The sequence below is a fragment of the Pseudomonas sp. NPDC087336 genome (assembly GCF_044744285.1).
Taxonomy (GTDB): Bacteria; Pseudomonadota; Gammaproteobacteria; order Pseudomonadales; family Pseudomonadaceae; genus Aquipseudomonas.
Map to the genome: position 1 here is coordinate 40,909 of NZ_JBIUYA010000001.1, position 22,993 is coordinate 63,901.

The 22,993-nt window shown below is 60.0% G+C and carries 23 protein-coding genes; 15 read left to right on the forward strand and 8 right to left on the reverse strand.

The window, feature by feature from the left end; all coding sequences use genetic code 11:
- Positions 1-131 precede the first annotated feature (131 nt).
- A complete protein-coding gene (locus tag ACIO0C_RS00170; RefSeq protein WP_401306405.1) occupies positions 132-1,043 on the forward strand; it encodes a LysR substrate-binding domain-containing protein in 912 nt (303 codons plus the stop codon).
- A gap of 37 nt (positions 1,044-1,080) precedes the next feature.
- Here ACIO0C_RS00170 and ACIO0C_RS00175 read toward each other — a convergent pair whose 3' ends face one another.
- Positions 1,081-1,677, reverse strand: a complete 597-nt coding sequence (locus ACIO0C_RS00175; RefSeq protein ID WP_401306407.1) for a reprolysin-like metallopeptidase — start codon at positions 1,675-1,677, stop codon at positions 1,081-1,083.
- Positions 1,678-2,039: 362 nt separating this feature from the next.
- Here ACIO0C_RS00175 and purE point away from each other — a divergent pair, with 362 nt between their 5' ends.
- The 4 genes from purE (at position 2,040) to ACIO0C_RS00195 (ending at position 4,604) form a co-directional block, all read left to right on the forward strand.
- Positions 2,040-2,531, forward strand: coding sequence for a 5-(carboxyamino)imidazole ribonucleotide mutase (gene purE, locus ACIO0C_RS00180; RefSeq protein WP_007971731.1), 492 nt, complete (start codon positions 2,040-2,042; stop codon positions 2,529-2,531).
- A gap of 11 nt (positions 2,532-2,542) precedes the next feature.
- Entirely contained in the window at positions 2,543-3,625 is a 1,083-nt protein-coding gene (locus ACIO0C_RS00185) for a 5-(carboxyamino)imidazole ribonucleotide synthase (RefSeq protein ID WP_401306410.1), read from the forward strand.
- A gap of 113 nt (positions 3,626-3,738) precedes the next feature.
- Positions 3,739-3,984: a GlsB/YeaQ/YmgE family stress response membrane protein gene (locus tag ACIO0C_RS00190; RefSeq protein WP_020797938.1), complete on the forward strand. Its 246-nt coding sequence runs from the start codon at positions 3,739-3,741 to the stop codon at positions 3,982-3,984.
- Positions 3,985-4,067: 83 nt separating this feature from the next.
- A complete protein-coding gene (locus ACIO0C_RS00195) occupies positions 4,068-4,604 on the forward strand; it encodes a DUF3299 domain-containing protein (protein ID WP_401306413.1) in 537 nt (178 codons plus the stop codon).
- A gap of 84 nt (positions 4,605-4,688) precedes the next feature.
- Here ACIO0C_RS00195 and ACIO0C_RS00200 read toward each other — a convergent pair whose 3' ends face one another.
- Positions 4,689-5,588: a D-hexose-6-phosphate mutarotase gene (locus tag ACIO0C_RS00200; RefSeq protein ID WP_401306416.1), complete on the reverse strand. Its 900-nt coding sequence runs from the start codon at positions 5,586-5,588 to the stop codon at positions 4,689-4,691.
- Positions 5,589-5,661: 73 nt separating this feature from the next.
- Complete coding sequence (locus ACIO0C_RS00205; protein ID WP_007896491.1) at positions 5,662-6,066, reverse strand: acyl-CoA thioesterase; 405 nt, start codon at positions 6,064-6,066, stop codon at positions 5,662-5,664.
- Between the two features lie 361 nt (positions 6,067-6,427).
- Between ACIO0C_RS00205 and ACIO0C_RS00210 the strand changes: the two genes are divergently transcribed.
- The 8 genes from ACIO0C_RS00210 to ACIO0C_RS00245 all read left to right on the forward strand — a co-directional run bounded on the left by ACIO0C_RS00210 (position 6,428) and on the right by ACIO0C_RS00245 (position 17,046).
- Positions 6,428-7,726 carry an MFS transporter gene (locus ACIO0C_RS00210; protein ID WP_401306418.1) on the forward strand — a complete coding sequence of 433 codons (1,299 nt, stop codon included), beginning with the start codon at positions 6,428-6,430 and terminating at the stop codon, positions 7,724-7,726.
- A 152-nt stretch (positions 7,727-7,878) separates the two neighbouring features.
- Positions 7,879-8,880: a phosphate ABC transporter substrate-binding protein PstS gene (locus ACIO0C_RS00215; RefSeq protein WP_401306421.1), complete on the forward strand. Its 1,002-nt coding sequence runs from the start codon at positions 7,879-7,881 to the stop codon at positions 8,878-8,880.
- Positions 8,881-9,118: 238 nt separating this feature from the next.
- Positions 9,119-11,401 carry an ABC transporter permease subunit gene (locus ACIO0C_RS00220; RefSeq protein WP_401306423.1) on the forward strand — a complete coding sequence of 761 codons (2,283 nt, stop codon included), beginning with the start codon at positions 9,119-9,121 and terminating at the stop codon, positions 11,399-11,401.
- 15 nt (positions 11,402-11,416) lie between these two features.
- Positions 11,417-13,087 carry a phosphate ABC transporter permease PstA gene (pstA, locus tag ACIO0C_RS00225; RefSeq protein ID WP_401306425.1) on the forward strand — a complete coding sequence of 557 codons (1,671 nt, stop codon included), beginning with the start codon at positions 11,417-11,419 and terminating at the stop codon, positions 13,085-13,087.
- A gap of 94 nt (positions 13,088-13,181) precedes the next feature.
- Positions 13,182-14,015, forward strand: a complete 834-nt coding sequence (gene pstB / locus ACIO0C_RS00230; protein WP_008064516.1) for a phosphate ABC transporter ATP-binding protein PstB — start codon at positions 13,182-13,184, stop codon at positions 14,013-14,015.
- Between the two features lie 118 nt (positions 14,016-14,133).
- Positions 14,134-14,895 carry a phosphate signaling complex protein PhoU gene (gene phoU / locus ACIO0C_RS00235; protein ID WP_401306429.1) on the forward strand — a complete coding sequence of 254 codons (762 nt, stop codon included), beginning with the start codon at positions 14,134-14,136 and terminating at the stop codon, positions 14,893-14,895.
- 166 nt (positions 14,896-15,061) lie between these two features.
- Positions 15,062-15,955, forward strand: a complete 894-nt coding sequence (locus ACIO0C_RS00240) for a response regulator (RefSeq protein ID WP_401306431.1) — start codon at positions 15,062-15,064, stop codon at positions 15,953-15,955.
- Between the two features lie 194 nt (positions 15,956-16,149).
- A complete protein-coding gene (locus tag ACIO0C_RS00245; protein ID WP_401306433.1) occupies positions 16,150-17,046 on the forward strand; it encodes a peptidoglycan DD-metalloendopeptidase family protein in 897 nt (298 codons plus the stop codon).
- Positions 17,047-17,052: 6 nt separating this feature from the next.
- On the opposite strand, the gene ACIO0C_RS00250 is transcribed toward ACIO0C_RS00245, so the two are convergent.
- The 3 genes from ACIO0C_RS00250 to phoB all read right to left on the reverse strand — a co-directional run bounded on the left by ACIO0C_RS00250 (position 17,053) and on the right by phoB (position 20,573).
- Positions 17,053-18,393 (reverse strand): hemolysin family protein, encoded by a 1,341-nt coding sequence (locus tag ACIO0C_RS00250; protein ID WP_272604052.1) that lies wholly within the window; start codon positions 18,391-18,393, stop codon positions 17,053-17,055.
- A 123-nt stretch (positions 18,394-18,516) separates the two neighbouring features.
- Entirely contained in the window at positions 18,517-19,803 is a 1,287-nt protein-coding gene (gene phoR, locus ACIO0C_RS00255; protein WP_401307322.1) for a phosphate regulon sensor histidine kinase PhoR, read from the reverse strand.
- A gap of 80 nt (positions 19,804-19,883) precedes the next feature.
- The gene (gene phoB, locus ACIO0C_RS00260; protein ID WP_008064504.1) at positions 19,884-20,573 is read right to left on the reverse strand and encodes a phosphate regulon transcriptional regulator PhoB; all 690 of its coding nucleotides are present in this window, start codon (positions 20,571-20,573) and stop codon (positions 19,884-19,886) included.
- Between the two features lie 152 nt (positions 20,574-20,725).
- Here phoB and ACIO0C_RS00265 point away from each other — a divergent pair, with 152 nt between their 5' ends.
- Positions 20,726-21,112 carry a hypothetical protein gene (locus ACIO0C_RS00265; protein WP_401306437.1) on the forward strand — a complete coding sequence of 129 codons (387 nt, stop codon included), beginning with the start codon at positions 20,726-20,728 and terminating at the stop codon, positions 21,110-21,112.
- Positions 21,113-21,160: 48 nt separating this feature from the next.
- Here ACIO0C_RS00265 and ubiA read toward each other — a convergent pair whose 3' ends face one another.
- Both ubiA and ACIO0C_RS00275 read right to left on the reverse strand, forming a co-directional pair.
- The gene (gene ubiA / locus ACIO0C_RS00270) at positions 21,161-22,051 is read right to left on the reverse strand and encodes a 4-hydroxybenzoate octaprenyltransferase (RefSeq protein ID WP_401306440.1); all 891 of its coding nucleotides are present in this window, start codon (positions 22,049-22,051) and stop codon (positions 21,161-21,163) included.
- Positions 22,051-22,614: a chorismate--pyruvate lyase family protein gene (locus ACIO0C_RS00275; RefSeq protein WP_401306443.1), complete on the reverse strand. Its 564-nt coding sequence runs from the start codon at positions 22,612-22,614 to the stop codon at positions 22,051-22,053. The genes ubiA and ACIO0C_RS00275 overlap by 1 nt, the downstream gene beginning before the upstream one ends.
- A gap of 201 nt (positions 22,615-22,815) precedes the next feature.
- Here ACIO0C_RS00275 and ACIO0C_RS00280 point away from each other — a divergent pair, with 201 nt between their 5' ends.
- Positions 22,816-22,986, forward strand: a complete 171-nt coding sequence (locus ACIO0C_RS00280) for a rubredoxin (RefSeq protein WP_007995385.1) — start codon at positions 22,816-22,818, stop codon at positions 22,984-22,986.
- Positions 22,987-22,993: the final 7 nt, after the last annotated feature.

Genomic DNA, 22,993 nt, shown 5'->3' on the forward strand with positions numbered 1-22,993 from the left:
TGCTAGGCTTGTGGAGAATTTTGGGCCAATGCTGTTAAACACTGGCCTATGCATATTCGGCATAATGCCCATGTGACGCCGGGTTGACGGCGAGCGTGTGACCTAAATTGGTGCGTGTCCGGGAGGGCGAGATGAATCTGGAAAGTAAATGGCTGGAGGACTTCAGTGCCCTGGCCGCCACCCGCAGCTTCTCCCAGGCTGCCGAGCGACGCTTCGTGACGCAGCCGGCATTCAGTCGACGTATCCGCAGCCTTGAAGCCGCGCTGGGGCTGACGTTGGTCAATCGCTCGCGCACGCCTATCGAGCTGACGGCAGCGGGGCAGTTGTTCCTCGTCACGGCGCGAACGGTGGTCGAACAGCTCGGCGAAGTGCTGCGCCACCTTCATCACCTGGAAGGCGGGCAGGGCGAAGTGATGCAAGTCGCTGCCGCACACTCCCTGGCACTGGGATTCTTTCCGCGCTGGATCGCGCAGTTGCGTAATGAGGGTTTGAACATTGCTACGCGGTTGGTGGCGACCAACGTTGGCGATGCGGTACATGCTCTGCGCGAAGGCGGTTGCGATTTGATGTTGGCGTTCTACGACCCGGACGCCGCCATGCAGATGGACCCCGAGATTTTCCCGTCTTTGCACTTGGGCCAGACCGAAATGCTCCCGGTGTGCGCCGCCGATGCCGATGGCAAGCCACTGTTCGATCTCGAAGGCGAAGGCAGTGTACCGCTGCTGGCCTACAGTGCCGGTGCATTCCTGGGCCGCTCGGTCAATATGCTGCTGCGCCAGCGGGCACTGCGCTTTACCACCATCTACGAGACAGCGATGGCCGACAGCCTCAAGAGCATGGCACTCGAAGGCCTGGGGATTGCGTGGGTGCCGCAACTGAGTGTGCGCGCCGAACTGGCGCGCGGGGAGCTAGTGGTATGCGGCGGCCCGCAATGGCATGTGCCACTGGAAATTCGCCTGTATCGCTGTGCGCTGGTGCGCAAGGCGAACGTGCGGTTGTTGTGGCGCAAGCTGGAAGGTGGTGCTGCAAGTGGCAATCAATAACGCTCAGGGGCTCACCAAGTGCGAACAGAGTCGACGGTCAATTTTTGGTGGCCAGATAATTCTTGATGTTCTTGCGATTGCTTTCGCTGAACCTGTAACTGTTGGAGCGTAATGGTTGCTGCTCTGGTGTCATGTAGCTCTCACTCCACCAGCCGTTGAAAGTGACCTCGGAGTCCTCATGCCTGGCCCCGAGCAGATGACCGATCTCATGGCCAATGACTTGATAGCCCTTCACCGAAGCGATCGCGAATTGTCCCGTTCCTTTTGGCGGCCACGTCAGGGCCACTCCCAACATGTTACCGGTAATAGCTTCACCTGTGACTAATACCGCCACATGTACATCGTCCATATCGAAACCTTCTGCACGGTATCGATCGAGGTATTGACGGCCAACATGTTCCCACCTGCGCAGGGTCGCCATTGTATCTTCGCCCTTGTAGTCGAAGTTGCTGAATGGTTCGCCAGCACCAAATACGACGTAAACCTTGCGGTCAGTAAAGCTTTCCAGCTCCTGCACGAATGGGCGGAAATGATCTGCATAGATGGAAATTCTAACTGACTCCGGAACATCCTGATGCATCGCAGCGTAAATCGTGATGGTTTTTTGTTTGTGCTGACGGAGGTTTTCGTTCATCTCTAAATCCTTTTAGAGGTTGATGTAATAGTTAATCAATAGCGGGTCGTTAATTAACTGTTCAAGTTGATGTTTTGTAAACTAACTTCAATGGAGTCTATCGACGAGTCGATTTGTATTTCCTGGGTTTTCATACCCACTGGGCAAAGGCTCCGGCGCCTGACCTCAAAGTCAACAAGTCGCGCCGCAAACAGCAAATGACAGATGGTCGAACCAGGGGCTGTTTATCTGCTTCATTGAGGTATACTGCGCGGCCTTCGGCCGGTTCGCCTGGCCATAATTCGTACAATCAAGCCACGCATTCTGCGTGGCTTGTTGTTTTTTGATGCGCCTGCGGGCGCCCAGAGAGAAGAGGCACGACGATGAGTGCATTGGTTGGCGTGATCATGGGCTCCAAGTCCGATTGGTCCACCCTTAGCCACACCGCCGATATGCTGGAAAAGCTCGGCATCCCTTACGAGGTGAAAGTGGTCTCTGCCCACCGCACCCCGGACCTGCTGTTCCAGTACGCTGAAGAAGCCGAGGCGCGTGGTATCGAGGTGATCATCGCCGGTGCCGGTGGCGCAGCCCACTTGCCTGGCATGTGTGCGGCCAAGACCCACCTGCCGGTGCTGGGCGTGCCGGTGCAGTCGGCGATGCTCTCGGGCGTCGATTCGCTGCTCTCGATCGTACAGATGCCAGCAGGCATTCCGGTTGCCACCCTGGCCATCGGCAAGGCCGGTGCGATCAACGCAGCCCTGCTGTCGGCGAGTATCCTGGGCGCCAAGCACCCACAGTTCCACGCGGTGCTGAAAACCTTCCGTGCTGAGCAGACAGACAGCGTCCTGGAAAATCCAGACCCACGCATCGCCTGAGGTTGTTGACGATGAAGATCGGTGTAATCGGTGGCGGCCAGTTGGGTCGCATGTTGGCGCTGGCGGGGACTCCGCTGGGCATGAACTTCGCTTTCCTGGACCCGGCGCCGGACGCTTGCGCGTCTGCATTGGGCGAGCACTTGCGCGCCGATTACGGCGACCAGGATCACCTGCGTCAGCTGGCCGATGAAGTAGACCTGGTGACTTTCGAGTTCGAAAGCGTCCCGGCAGAAACCGTGGCATTCCTCTCGCAGTTCGTGCCGGTTTACCCGAGCGCCGAAGCCCTGCGTATTGCCCGCGATCGCTGGTTCGAAAAGAGCATGTTCAAGGACCTGGGGATTCCGACCCCGGCGTTCGCCGACATTCAGTCCCAGGCTGACCTTGACGCCGCCGTGGCCTCCATTGGTCTGCCGGCCGTGCTGAAAACCCGCACCCTGGGTTACGACGGCAAGGGCCAGAAAGTCCTGCGTACCGCTGAAGATGTGGTTGGCACATTCGCCGAGTTGGGCAGTGTGGCTTGCCTGCTGGAAGGCTTCGTACCCTTCACCGGCGAAGTCTCGCTGATCGCCGTGCGTGCTCGCGATGGCGAAACCAGATTTTATCCGCTGGTACACAACACCCACGACAGCGGCATCCTCAAGCTGTCCGTGGCCAGCACCGATCACCCGTTGCAAGCCTTGGCCGAAGATTATTCCAGCCGGGTGCTCAAGCAATTGGAATACGTCGGCGTGATGGCGTTCGAGTTCTTTGAAGTCGACGGCGGCCTCAAGGCCAACGAAATCGCCCCGCGCGTGCACAACTCCGGTCACTGGACCACCGAAGGCGCCGAGTGCAGCCAGTTCGAAAACCATCTACGGGCGGTCGCCGGTCTGCCGCTGGGTTCGACCGCCAAGGTTGGCGAAAGCGCAATGGTGAACTTCATCGGTAAAGTGCCGGAAACTGAAAAAGTCCTGGCCATCGCCGATTGCCATCTGCATCACTACGGCAAGGCATTCAAGGTCGGCCGCAAGGTCGGTCACGCCAACCTGCGCTGTGCAGATCGCGAAACGCTGGCCGCGCAGATCCTCAAGGTCGAAGCGCTCATCGCCGAGTAAAAACAGTTTCATGTGGCAGCGGCGGAACCATTGCGGGGCCGCCGTTCTCTCATGGCAGGATGCCAAAGTCTGACTAGGCTTTGGCATAACCAACCAAATCAGAGGGAAATGCCATGGGAATCATCGGAACCATCTTTATCGGCTTGATCGTCGGCCTGCTGGCTCGGTTCCTGAAACCGGGCGATGACAGCATGGGCTGGATCATGACTATCCTGCTCGGTATCGGCGGTTCGTTGGCAGCCACTTACGGCGGCCAGGCCCTGGGCTTATATCAAGCGGGTGAAGGCGCAGGCTTCATCGGGGCACTGGTGGGCGCCGTCATCTTGCTGGTGATCTACGGCTTGATCAAAAAGAACTGATCCAAGCGACAAAGTCCTCTCGGCTGCGCAGCCCGGGAGGACTAGAATGCCCGGCGATTTCCTTAACCCTACCGGGCATTTTCATGCGACGTCTTCTGCTGACTCTTGTTTTACTGAGTACGGGCCTTGCCCATGCCGGCGAGCTGCCGGAAACCGACTGGCTCGAACTGATGCCCAAGTCGGACCAGAAAGCTCTCGAGGCCATGCCCGAAATCGACCACGACTCCCCGGAAGCCAATGGCACCTTCACTGAAAAAGGTGGCATGAAGCAGAGCAAGGGTTTGCCCGCGGTGATGTATTCCACCAAGACCGTAGCCTCGATGAACGACAAGGACATCCGTATCGGTGGTTATCCGGTACCGCTGGAGTCCGACGCCAAGGGCCGCAGCACATTGTTCTTCCTGGTGCCTTACCCGGGGGCCTGCATCCACGTACCGCCACCGCCACCCAATCAGCTGGTGCTGGTGCGTTATCCCAAGGGCCTGAAGCTGGATGACATCTACACGCCGCTGTGGGTGACCGGCACGCTGAAGATCGAGAAGGTCAGCAATGACCTGGCGGATGCGGCGTATGCGCTGGATGCGGCGAAGGTGAGGGTGGTGCAGGAGTCGGATTTGTAACGTTTGATTAGATCAGTTCGCGGGCAAGCCTCGCTCCTACAGGATCACACGGTCCTGTAGGAGCGAGGCTTGCCCGCGAAGCTTTTAAAGCGATTTGCTGCTGATGCTCACGCCCAGCGTATGACTGGCACCCGGTGCCAACGTCACCACATCACCCATCACATTCGCCGTTTCAATGCACAGCATGCGTTGCCAGCCATCGTCGGCCATGTCGCTGAACGCCGCGGCGCGCTCGGTCCACGGGTTCCAGATCACTGCCGAGCGTGAACCGGTACTGGTCAGCTCGATGCGTCGTTCCCAGGTCGGGTCGACAATGCTGAGCCGGGGCGGCGTATCGAGGTAGATGCGATCGGTTTCACCGGTAAAGTGCAAGTCACCGGACTGGGGCACGGTTTTCCAGTCGTCCAGCGTCTCGATATAGCTCAGGCCGTCCAGCCCTTCGACATGCACATGGCGCACATCGCTCACCGCGAAATAGCTGTGCAGTGCCTGGCTGATCGTAACGGTGTCGGTGCCCTGGTTGAGACTGGTCAGGCTGATATGCAGCTGCTCGTCCAGGCGAATGCTCAACTTCAGGTCGACCTTGTGCGGCCAGCCTGGCAAGCCGCCTTCGGGGCAGGGCAGGAGGAACTCGATCTTCAGGCTTTCGCCCTCGGCCTCGATGCCGCCCAATTCCCAGTCGATCGCCCGCACCAGCCCGTGAGCGGCGGCGGGTTCGTTGCCGGTGCGCATCGCCTGGACGCTCTGCGGGTTGCGCGCCAGGTTGCCGAACCACGGCCAGCACACCGGCACACCGGCGCGGATGCTTTTGCCCGCCTTGAAGACAGCCTCGTCGTTAAGCCAGATCAGCGGTGGCTGGCCAGCCAATTGATAGCTGAGGATGTGCGCACCTTGCTGGGCCACCAGCAATTCGGCCTGGCCGTGGCGGATGCGCCAGCAGTTCAGTTCATCCAGTTTGACGGCTTCAACGTTGGGCGTGCTCATGGGACAGCTCTCGATCAGTAACAATGACTGCAATGGACCACAAAACGCTTATCGGGTTTAGCGCAGCCCGGTTTTAACGTGCTCTGGGCGGAACCGAACGAGTACGGCCGCTGCCATCGATGGCGACAAACACAAACACCGCTTCAGTGACTTTGCGCCATTCGCTGGACAGTGGATCGTCGCTCCAGACCTCGACCATCATCTGAATCGAACTGCGGCCGATTTCCAGTGCCTGGGTATAGAAGGAGAGCTGGGCGCCCACGGCGACCGGAACCAGGAATGCCATGCGGTCGATCGCGACAGTGGCCACACGACCACCCGCCACCTTGCTGGCCATCGCAGTACCGGCCAAGTCCATCTGCGCCACCAGCCAGCCGCCGAAAATATCGCCAAAGCCATTGGTTTCGCGAGGAAGCGCGGTGATTTGCAGGGCCAGGTCGCCTTGCGGGATCGGATCTTCTTGTTCGAGCTCTATCATGCCGGGGGTGCCTCTGACCCGTGACTCTACGTGTGTATTTCAGTGAATAGCCGTCTTCAGGAAAAACGATTCATCCCCGAACATACTGCGTTCGTCACGTTTTTCGTCAGGCGCCTAAAGGGAAACTCTGCGAAATCGCCTATGAACCTGACAGGCGTTTTCGCACAGCAACCCTTGCAAGCTGTTACTTAATTGCGAGTATATCGGTCGGTAGACTCCGATACGACCATCCGGTTCTCATTTTGACCATCAAATACGCACCTCTATGTGCTTTTTCGAACAATTTGCTATCGTGCCGGTCCTGCCCGAGCCCTTGCCAGCGTTGTTGGGGCGGCAGATTGACTATAAGAGATGCCTTGCCATGACCACAGCGCCCTCGAGTATCGCGCAGCCTTCCCAATCCGCACGTCCTTTGACCCGCAACGATTACAAGACGCTATCGCTGTCGGCCCTGGGCGGCGCGCTGGAATTCTACGATTTCATCATCTTCGTGTTCTTTGCGACCGTGGTGGGCAAGCTGTTCTTCCCGGCGGACATGCCCGAGTGGCTGCGCTTGATGCAGACCTTCGGCATCTTCGCCGCCGGCTACCTGGCGCGGCCACTTGGCGGCATTGTGATGGCGCACTTCGGCGACCTGCTGGGGCGCAAGAAGATGTTCACCCTGAGCATCTTCATGATGGCGGTGCCGACCCTGATCATGGGCCTGTTGCCGACCTACGCGCAGATCGGCATGTGGGCGCCGATCCTGCTGCTGCTGATGCGGGTGATCCAGGGTGCTGCGATTGGCGGTGAGGTGCCGGGTGCCTGGGTCTTCGTTTCAGAGCACGTACCGCAGCGGCATGTCGGCTATGCCTGCGGCACCCTGACCAGCGGCCTGACGGCGGGGATCCTCCTGGGTTCCCTGGTTGCCACGGCGATCAACAGTATTTACACGCCGGTTGAAGTGGCGGATTACGCCTGGCGGATCCCGTTCCTGCTCGGTGGTGTGTTCGGTCTGTTCTCGGTGTACCTGCGCCGTTGGCTGCACGAAACCCCTGTGTTCGCCGAGCTGCAACAGCGCAAGGCCTTGGCCGAAGAAGTGCCGTTGCGCGCGGTGCTGCGCGACCATCGTGGTGCGATTGCCATTTCGATGCTGCTGACCTGGCTGTTGTCCGCCGCCATCGTGGTGTTGATCCTGATGACCCCGACCGTGCTGCAGACGGTCTACCACTTCGCGCCAACCACCGCGCTGCAGTCCAACAGCGTGGCCATCGTGTTCCTGAGCATTGGCTGCATCATTGCCGGTGCCTTGGCGGATCGCTTTGGCGCGGGGCGTGTGTTCGTTGTCGGTTGCACGGCGTTGCTGGCCAGTTCCTGGACCTTCTACCACAGCCTGGCCGATCATCCCGACTGGTTGTTCCCGCTGTACGCCCTGACCGGCCTGCTGGTGGGCACCATCGGTGCGGTACCGTATGTAATGGTCAAGGCGTTCCCGCCGGTGGTGCGTTTCAGCGGTCTGTCGTTCTCGTACAACGTGGCCTACGCGATTTTCGGTGGCCTGACGCCGATGATTGTCAGCCTGCTGCTCAAGGAAAGCCCGATGGGGCCGGCGTATTACGTGGCGGTGCTGTGCGGGGTCGGGATATTGGTGGGTGCGTATCTCTGGAAGAAGGGGCGCTGATCCACCGCTGATCGTTCCCGCGCTGCGCGTGGGAACGATCTGTCGCCAGATGCTGGCCTTTCATCCAATTGTCATATTTCAGCCATAGAGTGTTCACACGGCCTGCTGATACTTGGCCCCGAATAACACACCCTATCTGCTAGGAGTAAGGCATGAAACTGAAGCGTTTGATGGCGGCAATGACTTTTGTCGCTGCTGGCGTTGCGACTGCCAACGCGGTTGCCGCTGTTGACCCTGCTATCCCGAGCTACACCAAGACCACTGGTGTGTCGGGCAACCTGTCCAGCGTCGGTTCCGATACCCTGGCCAACCTCATGACCCTCTGGGCTGAGAACTACAAGAAAGAATACCCGAACGTAAACATCCAGATTCAGGCCGCCGGTTCGTCTACCGCGCCACCTGCGCTGACCGAAGGCACCGCTAACCTGGGCCCGATGAGCCGCAAGATGAAGGATAACGAGCTGCAAGCCTTCGAAACCAAGTATGGCTACAAGCCAACCGCTATCCCGGTTGCCGTGGACGCCTTGGCTGTATTCGTGCACAAGGACAACCCGATCAAGGGCCTGACCATGGCTCAAGTCGACGCGATTTTTTCCTCGACTCGCCTGTGCGGCGCCAAGACCGACGTCAAAACCTGGGGTGATCTGGGCGTGACCGGTGACCTGGCCAACAAGCCGCTTCAACTGTTCGGTCGTAACTCGGTATCCGGCACCTACGGCTACTTCAAGGAAGAAGCCCTGTGCAAAGGCGACTTCAAGCCAAACGTCAACGAACAGCCTGGTTCGGCTTCGGTCGTGCAGTCGATCAGCAGCTCGCTTAACGGCGTCGGCTACTCGGGCATCGGCTACAAGACTGCCAGCGTGAAAACCGTTGCCCTGTCCAAGAAAGAAGGCGGCGAGTTCATCGAAGACACCGAAGAAAACGCCCTGAACGGCAAGTACCCGCTGTCCCGCTTCCTGTACGTATACGTCAACAAAGCTCCGAACAAGCCTCTGGCCCCGCTGGAAGCCGAGTTCGTGAAGCTGGTTCTGTCCAAGCAGGGCCAGGAAGTTGTGGTGAAAGACGGCTACATCCCGCTGCCAGCCAAGGTTGCAGCAAAAGCACTGGCTGACCTGGGACTGCAAGAAGGCGGTACCGACGTCGCAAAAAAGTAAAACCCTAGGTCCGGGGTTCAGCCCGGGCCTGTAGGAGCGAAGCTTGCTCGCGAAAGCGGTGGTTCAGTCACCATTGATGTTGAATGTACTGACGCCTTCGCGAGCAATCTACGCTCCTGCAAATGCCGGTGCGCCGGCCCCCCAAATTCTCGCTCCGCTGCCGGTTTCACCGGGTGGCGGATTTGTTGCGTCACTGCACTGTCATCTTTCTGTCATACAGGATCGCTAGGGTGTGCGAATGAATGATCTGGCCAATTCCACAATGACTACAAATCCCCCCAAGCGAATTGATTTCAATACGCCTGAGCTGCAACGCAAGCGCCGCATCCGCGCGCTCAAGGATCGCCTGACCCGCTGGTACGTCCTGGTGGGCGGCCTCGCCGTTCTCGGTGCGATCACGCTGATCTTTTTCTTTCTCGCCTACGTGGTGATGCCCCTGTTCCAGGGTGCCAGCCTGACCGCCAAGGACGCCATCACGCCTGCCTGGATGCAAGATGCCGGCAAGCCGCTGATGTTTTCCCTTGAAGAACAGAACCAGGTCGCCATGCGGGTTTCCGACAAGGGCCAGGCACTGTTCTTCGACATCGACAGTGGCGCTGAACTCAAGCGCGTCGATCTGCCGGTGCCGGCGGGCGCCAGCGTAACGTCCATCGGCGAAGATCAACCCGGTCACCCGCTGGTCGCCGTGGGTTTTTCCAACGGTCAGGCGCTGGTGTTCCGTCACACGTATAAAGTCAGCTATCCGGACGGCAAGAAAACCATCTCGCCGGCCATCGAATACCCTTACGGCGAAACTCCGATCGCGCTGAACGAAGCGGGCGGTGCGCTGGAGCATGTCAGCCTCAACGTCAACGATTCGACCCTGATGCTGGTCGGCTCCACCGGTGCGCAACTCAATGTTCTGTCGCTGACCAGCGAAGAAAACATGATGACCGGCGAAATCACCAACGAGCAGATGCGCATCGACCTGCCGCAAATGACCGAGCCGGTGAAGAACATCTTCGTCGACCCGCGTCAGCAATGGCTGTATGTGGTCAACGGTCGTGCCCAGGCCGACGTGTTCAGCTTGCGCGACAAGAGCCTCAACGGTCGCTACAAACTGCTGGAAAACGGTGATGCCGAAATTACCGCCAGTACCCAGCTCGTAGGCGGCATCTCGCTGATCCTTGGCGACTCCAAAGGTGGCCTGGCCCAGTGGTTCATGGCCCGCGACCCAGATGGCGAGCAGCGCCTGAAGCAGATTCGCACCTTCCAGATGGGCACCACGCCAATCGTTGAAATCACCGCCGAAGAGCGCCGCAAGGGCTTCGTCGCCCTTGACGCCTCCGGCAAGCTTGGCGTGTTCCACAGTACTGCGCACCGTACCTTGCTGGTCGAGCAGGTGGTCGAAGGCCAGGGCCTGTTCGGCCTGTCGCCGCGGGCCAACCGCGTGATCGTGGAGGCCGGTGGCAAGTTGCAACCATTGCTGCTGGATAACCCGCACCCGGAAGTTTCGTGGAGCGCGTTGTGGAGCAAGGTCTGGTACGAAAACTACGACGAGCCTAAATACGTCTGGCAATCGACTGCCGCCAACACCGACTTCGAACCGAAACTGAGCCTGTCGCCGCTGACCTTCGGTACCCTCAAGGCCGCGTTCTACGCCATGCTGCTGGCCGCCCCCCTGGCCGTCGCCGCGGCGATCTACACCGCGTACTTCATGGCCCCGGGCATGCGCCGCAAGGTCAAGCCGGTGATCGAGCTGATGGAAGCGATGCCGACGGTGATCCTCGGTTTCTTCGCCGGCCTGTTCCTCGCACCTTATGTCGAAGGGCATTTGCCGGGTATCTTCAGCCTGTTGATGTTGCTGCCGATCGGCATTCTGGTCGCCGGTTTCACCTTCAGCCGCCTGCCGGAATCGATCCGCCTGAAGGTCCCTGACGGTTGGGAAAGTGCGCTGTTGATCCCGGTGATCCTGTTCATTGGCTGGCTGTCGCTGTACATGAGCCCGTACATGGAGAACTGGTTCTTCGGCGGCGACATGCGCATGTGGATCTCCCACGACCTGGGCATCACCTACGACCAGCGCAACGCACTGGTGGTCGGCCTGGCCATGGGCTTCGCGGTGATCCCGAACATCTACTCCATCGCCGAAGACGCCGTGTTCAGCGTGCCCCGTGGCCTGACCCTGGGTTCCCTGGCCCTCGGTGCCACCCCGTGGCAGACCATGACCCGCGTGGTGATCCTCACCGCCAGCCCGGGCATCTTCTCGGCGCTGATGATCGGCATGGGCCGTGCGGTCGGCGAAACCATGATCGTGTTGATGGCCACCGGTAACACCCCGGTCATGGAAATGAACCTGTTCGAAGGCCTGCGCACCCTGGCGGCCAACGTCGCGGTGGAAATGCCGGAGTCGGAAGTTGGCGGCAGCCACTACCGCGTGCTGTTCCTCTCGGCGCTGGTGTTGCTGTTGTTCACCTTCATCATGAACACCCTCGCGGAACTGATTCGTCAGCGTCTGCGCAAGAAATACTCGTCGCTTTAAGAAAGGTAGAAGTCTGTGAAACAGAACACCCTGAAAGGATGGTTCAAGAGCGGCGCCCCGGGCGTCTGGATCAGCGGTGGCGCGGTGTCCATCGCGGTCATCATGACCATTGGCCTGCTGGCAGTGATTGCCGTGCGCGGCCTGGGTCACTTCTGGCCGGCGGACCTGATCCACGCCAGCTACGACGTGCCCGGCCAGGCCAATCACCTGGTCATCGGCGAAGTGGTCCAGAAAGAAGAAGTGCCGCGTGCGCGTTTGAAGAGCGCCGGCCTGCCGGTGCCTGACGAAGGCCCGGAATTCATGACCCGCGAGCTGATCAAGGTCGGCAACCGTGACCTGAACGGCACCGACTTCACCTGGATCGTCGGCGAGTGGCTGACCAACCAGACGACGCCAGTCGAACTGATGGCGCTGGAACGTCGCGAGTGGGGCAATTTCTACGGCTACCTGGTCAACGTCAAGCAGGACGGCAAGGTGATTGCCGAAGGCGAGGCTGCATGGCCCGAGCTGCAGGCGCGGATCGACCGCGTGAATCAGCTGGCTGGCAAGCTCAAGACCCTGGAAAAAGTCGACATCGGCGCGATCAACGCCGGTCTCGAACGCATCCGCCTGCACGGCCGCAAGCTGGAACTGGAAGGCAAGCTCGACGCCGCTGCGCAAGCGGACATGGAATCCGAGCGCGCCGAGCTCAATGCCCGTTATCAGGACGTTGAAGCACGCCTGGCTGATCTGCACGCGCAGTTCAACCGCGACAGCCTCACCGCCCGCGATGCCAACGGCAAGGAAATCGAAATTGGCCTGGGTAAAGTGGTTCACGCCTACCAGCCGAACGCCATGGGCACCTTCACCAAGATCGGTTTCTACTTCAGCAAGGTCTGGGAATTCCTGAGCGACGACCCGCGTGAAGCGAACACCGAAGGCGGGATTTTCCCGGCGATCTTCGGCACCGTGATGATGACGTTGATCATGGCGATGATCGTGACCCCGTTCGGCGTACTGGCCGCGGTGTACCTGCGTGAATACGCCAAGCAGAACACCCTGACCCGGGTGATCCGCATCGCGGTGAACAACCTGGCGGGCGTTCCGGCCATCGTCTACGGCGTGTTCGGCCTGGGCTTCTTCGTCTACGTGCTGGGTGGCTCGCTTGACCGTCTGTTCTTCCCTGAAGCCTTGCCGGCGCCGACCTTCGGTACGCCTGGCCTGCTCTGGGCGTCGTTGACCCTGGCGCTGCTGGCGGTGCCTGTGGTGATCGTGGCCACCGAAGAAGGCCTGGCGCGGATTCCCCGCACCGTGCGTGAAGGCTCGTTGGCCCTCGGCGCGACCAAGGCGGAAACCCTGTGGAAGATCGTATTGCCAATGGCCAGCCCGGCGATGATGACCGGCATGATCCTCGCCGTGGCTCGCGCCGCCGGTGAAGTGGCGCCGTTGATGCTGGTGGGTGTGGTGAAGCTGGCACCGTCGCTGCCGGTGGACGGCAACTACCCGTACCTGCACCTGGACCAGAAGATCATGCACCTGGGCTTCCACATCTATGACGTCGGCTTCCAGAGCCCGAACGTCGAGGCCGCGCGGCCGCTGGTGTACGCCACGGCGCTGTTGCTGGTGCTGGTGATCGCGACGTTGAACCTGTCGGCCGTCTATATCCGTAACCACCTGCGCGAGAAGTACAAGGCGCTGGATAGCTAATCACGCCGCTCCTACGGGAAAACGGCAACACCACTGGCCCATTTTGTGAGGCCAGTGGCAATCGAACCGAATTTGTTAGCACAGGGAGCCTCCCATGCAGCACGAAGCACATACCCACGGCATCAACATGTCGGCCCTGGGTCGCGACAAACAGAGCCTGAGCCTCGAGCAGGAAACCGTGGCCATCGAAGTGCCGGGCCTGAGCCTGTTCTACGGCGACAAACAAGCGCTGTATGACGTCAGCATGAACATCCCGAAACAGCGCGTGACTGCCTTCATCGGCCCGTCCGGTTGCGGCAAGTCCACGCTGCTGCGCACCTTCAACCGCATGAACGATCTGGTGGATGGCTGCCGCGTCGAAGGCGCGATCAACTTGTACGGCAACAACATCTACCGTAAGGGCGAAGACGTGGCCGAGCTACGTCGTCGCGTAGGCATGGTGTTCCAGAAGCCGAACCCGTTCCCGAAAACCATCTACGAAAACGTGGTCTACGGCCTGCGCATCCAGGGCATCAACAAGAAGCGCGTACTGGACGAAGCCGTCGAGTGGGCGTTGAAAGGCGCGGCACTGTGGGATGAGGTCAAGGACCGTCTGCACGAGTCGGCCCTGGGCCTGTCCGGTGGTCAACAGCAACGTCTGGTGATTGCCCGTACCATCGCCGTGGAACCGGAAGTGCTGCTGCTCGACGAGCCATGCTCGGCACTCGACCCGATCTCGACGCTGAAAGTCGAAGAGCTGATCTACGAGCTGAAATCCAAGTTCACCATCGTCATCGTGACCCACAACATGCAGCAGGCCGCGCGGGTTTCCGACTACACGGCGTTCATGTACATGGGCAAACTGGTGGAGTTCGGCGACACCGACACCCTGTTTACCAATCCGGCGAAGAAGCAGACCGAAGACTACATCACCGGTCGGTACGGCTAGCCGTACAGCCGCGAGCTTCAAGCTGCAGGCGGCAAGAAGAAGCGGTGCGATTTCAGGACTTGTACATAACTGCTTGAAGCTTGCAGCTTGAAGCTTGCAACTTTCGCGGAGCGAAAAGATGATTAGTAAAGAAGGCCTTACCCACCACATCTCCCAGCAGTTCAACGCCGAGCTCGAGGAAGTGCGCAGCCACCTCCTGGCCATGGGCGGGCTGGTGGAAAAGCAGGTCAACGACGCGGTCACCGCGCTGATCGAGGCCGATTCCGGCCTGGCCCAGCAGGTGCGTGAGATCGACGACCAGATCAACCAGATGGAACGCAATATCGACGAAGAATGCCTGCGCATTCTGGCCCGTCGTCAGCCGGCGGCGTCCGACTTGCGCCTGATCATCAGCATTTCCAAATCGGTGATCGACCTGGAACGCATCGGTGACGAAGCGACCAAGATCGCCCGTCGCGCCATCCAGCTGTGCGAAGAAGGTGAAGCGCCGCGCGGTTACGTCGAGGTCCGCCACATCGGCGACCAGGTGCGCAACATGGTCCGTGATGCGCTGGATGCCTTTGCCCGTTTCGATGCCGACCTGGCGTTGTCGGTGGCGCAGTACGACAAGATCATCGACCGCGAATACAAGACCGCCTTGCGTGAGCTGGCGACCTACATGATGGAAGACCCGCGCTCTATCTCGCGGGTCTTGAGCATCATCTGGGTACTGCGTTCGCTGGAGCGTATCGGCGACCACGCGCGCAATATCTCGGAGCTGGTGATTTACCTGGTGCGCGGCACCGACGTACGTCACCTGGGTCTCAAGCGCATGAAGGAAGAAGTTGAAGGAACCAGCGGCGAAACCGCTAATGTTCCGGGCCAATCTGACGATAAGTAAGATTGCCCAATCAAAGCGCCCGGCCTATTGGCCGGGCGTTTTCGTTTGCGGTTCACGAATTCGAAAAGCAGCACCCGCGATCGAAAAATCCCGGAGTGACTGAGTTTCTGGCAATGTGCCATCAGTAAGACGGTAGGCTTGCCGGGATTTTTTAAAGGGGTTATGGATGAGTAAGGTCAGTGTGTTGGTCGTGGACGATGCCTCGTTCATTCGTGACCTGGTGAAGAAATGCCTGCGCGACTATTTCCCGGGCATGCGCATCGAAGACGCGGTCAACGGCCGCAAGGCTCAGTCGTTGCTGGCAAGGGAGGCCTTCGACCTGGTGCTGTGCGACTGGGAAATGCCGGAAATGTCCGGCCTGGAACTGCTGACCTGGTGCCGCGAGCAAGACAGCCTCAAAGGCCTGCCATTCGTGATGGTGACCAGCCGCGGCGACAAGGAGAACGTCGTCCAGGCGATCCAGGCCGGCGTTTCCGGCTACGTCAGCAAACCGTTCACCAACGAGCAACTGATCACCAAGGTCAAGCAGGCGCTGCACAAGGTTGGCAAACTCGACAGCCTGATGAGCGTGGCGGCCACCAAGACAATCTCGGCATTCGGTAACGATACCCTGAACGCATTGACCGGCAACAAGCCTGCCGTAAGCGCTCCGGTGGCCGCTGCACCGTCCCCGGGCTTGCTCAACAACTCGCCGGTGAAAGCCCAGGTGGCGGCTGTCGGCGGTGGGCGTGGCCAGGGTCAGCTGCGGTTGCCCAATGGCATCCAGCAGTGCGTGATCAAGGCGCTGAGCCTCAAGGAAGCGCTGCTGGTGGTCAAGCGTACCGACAACTTGCCACAGGTTCTCGACAGCGCCGTACTGGATCTGGAGCAGGGCGAGCGTGCCGAAGTGGCTCGCCTCAATGGCTACCTGCACGCCGTGGTGGCCCACGAACCCAAGCCCGACAGCGACTGGCTGCAGCTGACCTTCCGTTTCGTCGATCAGGACGCGCAGAAACTGGACTACCTCTCCCGCCTGATTGCCCGCGGTACCGCGCAGAAACATTTCATTCCTGGCGCGTAATTCCAGCTTCGCCTGCCAGGCCGCCTTCGCGGGCAAGCCTCGCTCCTACGGGTTCAACACCGACCTGCAGGAGCGAGGCTTGCCCGCGAAGAGGGCCTTGAAATTACCGTACATCCCTCTGAACATCTGCCGACTACCCGGGTCCATTGCAGCTGCTAGGCTCAATTCCAAACCTGACTCGACAGAATCCCCCCATGCTCGCGCGCCTGCTGTTGTTCTGTGGTCTTTTCATAGCCTCGACCGCGGCCATGGCCATGACCATCTACAAGTCCACCGATGCCAATGGCGTGGTCTCCTACAGTGACCGCCCCACGACAGGCTCCAAGGTGTTCACTTTCCAGGACCGCATGGACGAGCGCCTTGAGCGGCAGGTGTACCTCGTCATCACGAAGAAGGACGGCGTGGACAGCGTGTACGTGCGCAATGACCTGTATGCGCCGGTAGAGATCGAGTTGAGTTTCGCCGGGTTGAAGAACGTCAGCGGCGCGCCCAGTCGACCGATTCGCCGGGTGATGCCGTTGCGCAGCAGCATTCGCCTGGCGCAGCTCACGGCGACTAAGGCCGGGAGTCCGATTGCCTACATCCCCAAGTTTGAATATTCCCTGGGCGACCCCGCAGGCGCCTCCATGGCCTATCGCTACCCGTTGCCCTGGCGGGGCGGGCCATTCCGGGTCAGTCAGGGCGCCAATGGCCAATATAGCCACTTCGGCCCGAAGAACCGTTACGCCCTAGACATCGCCATGCCTGAAGGTACGCCGATCATTGCCGCGCGAGGCGGGGTCGTGATTAAAACCGAAAACAGTCAGAGCGGGCGTGGCACCGACGCGTCGGGCAATTTTGTGCGGGTGCTGCACGATGACGGGACCATGGGCGTGTACCTGCACCTGAAACAGGGCTCGGTGAGCGTTCGGGAGGGGCAGCGGGTGGCAGTGGGCAGCCCGTTGGCGTTGTCGGGCAATACCGGCAACAGCAGCGGGCCACACCTGCACTTCGTGGTGCAGCGCAATACCGGGATGGGGCTGGTGTCGATTCCGTACCAGTTCAATCAACCGGTCAATGCGTTGCCCAACTTTGCGTTGGGCAAGCAGTGAGGCCAATTAATCCAGCATCAACACCTTGGCCAGCACAATCTTCGGTCCTTTCATCTTCTTGATGATGATGCGCAGGCCTTCGACCTCCAGCACTTCTTCCTCTTCAGGAACGCGCTTGAGGCTTTCGTAGACCAAGCCTGCGAGGGTTTCGGCTTCAACGTGGTCCAGATCGATGCCCAGCAGGCGTTCGACCTTGAACAGTGGCGTATCGCCCCGTACCAGCAGCTTGCCTGGTTGATAGGCGAGGATGCCGCGCTCGGCCTTGCGGTGTTCGTCCTGGATATCGCCCACCAGCACTTCCAGCACGTCTTCCATGGTCAGGTAGCCAATGATGTTGCCGTCGGCCTCTTCGACCACGGCGAAGTGCGAGCCGCCCTTGCGGAACTGCTCCAGCAACTGCGACAGCGGCATGTGCCGCGACACGCGCTCCAGCGGGCGGGTCAGTTCGGCCAGGTTGAACGACTCGGGAATGTGGTCCAGGGCCGCCAGCTCAAGCAGCAGGTCCTTGATGTGCAGCAGGCCGACGAACTCCTGGCGCTCGCTGTCGTACACCGGGTAACGGCTGAACTTGTGGCGACGGAACATCGCCAGGATTTCCTTGAGCGGCGCGTTGAATTCCAGGGTCACCAGGTCTTCGCGGGAGTTGGCCCAGTCGACCACTTCCAGCTCGCCCATTTCCACAGCCGAGGCCAGAACGCGCATGCCCTGGTCGCTAGGGTCCTGGCCACGGCTCGAGTGCAGGATCAATTTCAGTTCTTCGCGGCTGTAATGGTGCTCGTGATGCGGGCCGGGTTCGCCTTGCCCTGCGATGCGCAGGATCTGGTTGGCGCTGGCGTTGAGCAGGTAAATGGCCGGGTACATGGCCCAATAGAACAGGTACAGCGGCACGGCGGTCCACAGCGACAGCAGTTCGGGTTTGCGGATGGCCCAGGATTTCGGGGCGAGTTCGCCGACCACGATGTGCAGGTACGAAATGATGAAGAACGCGGTGAAGAACGACACGGCCTTGACCACTTCGGCCGAATCTACGCCCACGGCACTCAGTACGGGTGCCAGAAGGTGCGCGAATGCCGGCTCACCGACCCAGCCAAGGCCCAGCGAGGCGAGGGTGATACCCAATTGGCACGCTGACAGGTAAGCATCGAGCTGACTGTGCACGGTGCGCAGGATGTGCCCGCGCCAGCCGTGTTGTTCAGCGATGGCTTCGACCCGGGTCGAGCGCAATTTGACCATGGCGAATTCCGCCGCAACGAAAAAGCCGTTGAGCAATACCAGGATCAGAGCAAAAAGGATCATGCCGAAGTCGGCGAATATTGTTGCGAGGGACAAGCCAGGGGAAGGGTCCATGATGGAGTTTTGCGGGTTCCGTGTATTCGAAAGGAAAGAAAAAAGTGCGCCTGAAAGACAGGCACAAGTCAGCCAATGTAGCGGCTGACTGGGCAATTGCCTAGTGGCGCGTGCTGGCCGGTATCAGTCGGCGGTGCTGATCACCCGGGATTTGCTGACCTGGGCCGGCGCGAAATGGCAGGTAAACGTGCTTCCGTGCCCCGGCACGCTGCTGATTTCCATCCGCGCGCGGTGACGCAACAGCACGTGCTTGACGATGGCCAGACCCAGCCCTGTGCCGCCAGTGTTGGAATTGCGGCTGGAGTCGACGCGGTAGAAGCGTTCGGTCAGGCGCGGCAGGTGTTTGCTGTCAATGCCGATCCCGGAGTCCTGCACGCTCAGGTGCGCGCCTTGCTCATCGCCCCACCAGCGAATGCGGATGTTGCCTTCGGCCTGGGTGTATTTCACCGCGTTGAACACCAGGTTGGAAAACGCGCTGCGCAATTCCGCTTCACTGCCCTTGAGCAGAATCGTCGGGTCGGCTTCCAGGGTGATTTTCTGGTTTTTCTGACCCGAGAGCTGTTGGGCGTCACCCTTGATCGATTGCAGCAAGCCGTCGATGGCCACCGGTTGGTTGTCCGACGGGTAATCGGTGGCTTCCAGTTTGGCCAGCAACAGCAGGTCGTTGAGCAAGGTTTGCATGCGCCCGCCTTGCTGCTGCATTTGCTGCAGGGCACGAGTCCAGCGCGGGTTCACTTCCTCGACGTTATCGAGCAGGGTTTCCAGATAGCCACAGATCACCGTCAGCGGCGTGCGCAGTTCGTGGGACACGTTGGCGATGAAGTCTTTGCGCATCTGTTCCAACTGATGGATACGCGTCACGTCGCGCACCAGCATCAGGTGTTCATTGTTGCCGTAACGGGTGATGTACAGCTGGATACGCATCCGGTCGTTGGTCGGCGAAGGAATTTCCAGCGGCTCGTTGTAGCTGTCCTGTTCGAAGTATTCCTTGAAGCGCGGATGGCGTACCAGGTTGGTCACCGGTTGGCCGCTGTCCTGGGGCGTCTTGAGGCCCAGCAGGGTTTCGGCGGCACGGTTCCACCATTCCAGGTTGCCGTCGCTGTCGAGCATGACCACCGCGTCTTTCAAGGCCGCGGTGGACTCCTGGACCCGGTCGATGACCGCTTGGAGGCGCCCGCGAACGCGTTGGTCGCGACGTTGCAGATGGTAGATGCTGTCGAACACCTCGCCCCACAGGCCGTAGCCGTCGGGAGGTGCTTCATCGGGTTTGTGCAGGCGCAGCCATTCGTGCAGGCGTAGCAGTTGCTTGAGGGTCCAGGCCAGGTAAACGCCAAGCCCCGCGGCGAGGCTCCAGCCGTAGTAGCCGGTGATCAGGCCGATCACCAGGCAGGCGGTGACCAGCAGCAGCATGTGGCGAATCAGGGTGCCATGCCAGTTTTGGTTCACTTGAAAGCGCGTCCTTGTCTACTTCTAAAACGGGGAAATCCGGGTCACGCTTTTGTTGAAAAGCGGTAACCGGTGCCGCGCACGGTTTGTACCAGGTTTTCGTAGGCATCGCCGAGGGCTTTGCGCAGGCGCCGGATGTGCACGTCTACGGTGCGCTCCTCGACATACACATTGCCGCCCCAGACCTGATCCAGCAACTGGCCACGGGTGTAGGCGCGTTCCTGGTGGGTCATGAAGAACTGCAGCAGACGGTATTCAGTCGGTCCCATTTCCGCCGGTTTGCCATCAATGGTCACGCGGTGGCCAATCGGGTCCAGCAGCAGGCCGCCAACTTCGATCGGCGCTTCGCCATCGGAAGGGCCGGCACGGCGTAGCACGGCTTTGAGGCGTGCAACCAGCTCGCGCGGGGAAAAGGGCTTGGTGATGTAGTCATCGGCGCCGACTTCCAGGCCCTGGATCTTGTTGTCCTCTTCGCCCTTGGCGGTGAGCATGATGATCGGGATATCCCCGGTCAGTTCGTCGCGCTTGAGGCGGCGGGCCAACTCGATGCCGGACGTGCCGGGCAGCATCCAGTCAAGCAGGATCAGGTCCGGTTTGCGGTCGACGATAATGGCGTGGGCCTGCTGGGAGTTCTCCGCCTCCAGGCAGTCATAGCCGGCCATTTCCAACGCAACGGCGATCATTTCGCGAATGGGCGCTTCGTCGTCGACGATCAGAATGCTCCTGCCAACCATGCGTTAATCCTCTTGTCATTTAACTGTCTTGCGCCGCATTAGATAACGGAATTATTGCAGTCGTGTGACAGTATTTTAGTTGGTCGGCGCTTGTCATGAACCCGGACTAAGCTCTAAGTCCGAATCCTGACAACCACAAACGGAAGGTTTCCATGAAACACATTGCTCAATCCTGGAAGGCTTTGCTGGTGACTGCTGCGCTAACGCTGCCGACCATGGCCTTCGCCGCCGACCCGGCGATGATGAAAGACGGCATGATGGTCGACCATAAGGGCATGACCCTGTACACGTTTGACAAGGACTCCGGCGGCAAGTCGATGTGTAATGACGAGTGCGCCAAGAACTGGCCACCGATGATGGCGCCGGCGGGTGCCACGGCCGATGGCAAGTGGAGCACGATCAAACGCGATGATGGCACGATGCAATATGCTTACGACGGCAAGCCGCTTTACACGTTCATCAAGGACAAGAAGCCTGGCGATATGACGGGCGACAAGATGAAAGACGTCTGGCACGTTGTTCACGAATCGCAGAAGTAACGGATTCGGCCCGGTTTGACTGCCCCGCTTTGCGGGGCAGTCATCGTTTTAGCGCAACCCGTAATCCAGCACGATCCCGACAAAAATCGCCATCCCGGCCCAGTGGTTGTGCAGGAACGCCTTGAAACAGCGCATCCGGTCCTTGCTGCGGGTGTACCAGAACTCCCAGACAAAACAGCCCGCCGCCACCGCCAGCCCAAGATGGAACCAGCCACCCAGCTCGAATTTCGACCCGGCCAGCAGCAGGCAGCCCAGCGCCAGTCCTTGCAGGGTCAGGATGATCACCCGGTCTGCCTCGCCAAACAGGATCGCCGTGGATTTCACGCCGATCTTCAAATCGTCGTCGCGGTCGGTCATCGCGTAGTAAGTGTCGTAGCCCACCGTCCACAGCAGGTTGGCGATCCACAGTAGCCACGCCGCCGCCGGCAGTTCGCCAGTCTCAGCAGTGAAGGCCATCGGCATCCCCCAGGAAAACGCCGCGCCCAGCACCACTTGCGGGTAATAGGTGTAGCGCTTCATGAACGGATAAGTGAAGGCCAGGGCCAAACCACCGAACGACAGCCAGATCGTTGCCGCATTGGTGCACAGCACCAGCAGGAAACTCAGGCCCATCAGTAATGCAAAGAACACCAACGCTTCTTTGGAGCTGATCCTGCCGCTCGGCAGCGGGCGCTGTTCGGTGCGTTTCACATGGCCGTCGACCTTGCGGTCCGCCCAATCATTGATCACGCAGCCGCCCGCGCGGGTCAGCACCACGCCGAGGACGAAAATCACGATGTTGGCCAGCGATGGCGAACCCTTGCCGGCAATCCACAGCGCCCACAGTGTCGGCCACAGCAGCAGGTAAATGCCGATCGGCTTGTCCATGCGCGTCAGCTGAATAAAATCCCAGGCCCGGGGATTCAAGCGGTTCAAGGACTTGAGCAGGCTCTGGTACATCAGCAGTTCTCCGGATGGGCGCGGGCGGCGCTCCACAGGGTCGGCAGGAAGATTTCGGCCACCAGTACACTCAAGGCGCCACGGTCGAAACGCGAGCGACGGCCCCACAGCTCAGGGGCTCGTACTTCCGCCGGCAACCAGGCTTGAGGATAGTGACAGACTTCGATGGCACGGCGCTGGAAGGCGTGATCGCAAAACAGCAGCTCGCCCAGGGACCGGCTGCCCAACTCGTCCATGTGCAAGCCGTCGCCCTGCAGTGCGCTGCGCGCCGCAACGCTACGGGCAAACACCAGGGCTTGCCCGTGACCACGCAAATACACCTCACGCACCCAGCCTTCACTGCCTTCGGCCAGGTCGAGCGTTGCGCATTCGTCCGCGCGAAGGGTCTGCCAGCCTTCGAACAACGGCGTGACGCTAAACGCATCATTCGTCAGATGAATGAGACGCCTGGTCAGTGAGCCATTATCGAACAACCAGTCGAGGATAGACGTGTCGGGGAGAGGCGTCAGTTGGCTTTGAGGGAGCCAGAGTGGGGGCGGGCAGGGGGATTCTGTGTGTTGCACAATGAGTCATTATTGGCAGCAAATGAGGCCGCGAGCTTACCATGTCAGCCACGAATTTTGATTGATGGGGCCGCCCATTGCGCCGAACAGGCTTGCATCTGTTGGGCCCGATCAGTAAAAAAACGCTTTGAGCTGGATGGCAGCGCAGTAACCATCGACCGTCCGCGCCGGCAATAGCCTGAATCCCGAGGAAATACCTGAATGAAAAAGTGGCAATGTATCGTCTGCGGCCTGATCTATAACGAAGCCGACGGTTGGCCCGATGACGGCATCGCGCCGGGCACCCGTTGGGAGGATGTCCCGGCAGACTGGCTGTGCCCGGACTGCGGTGTGGGCAAGATGGATTTCGAAATGATCGAAATCGCCGCCTGATCAACTA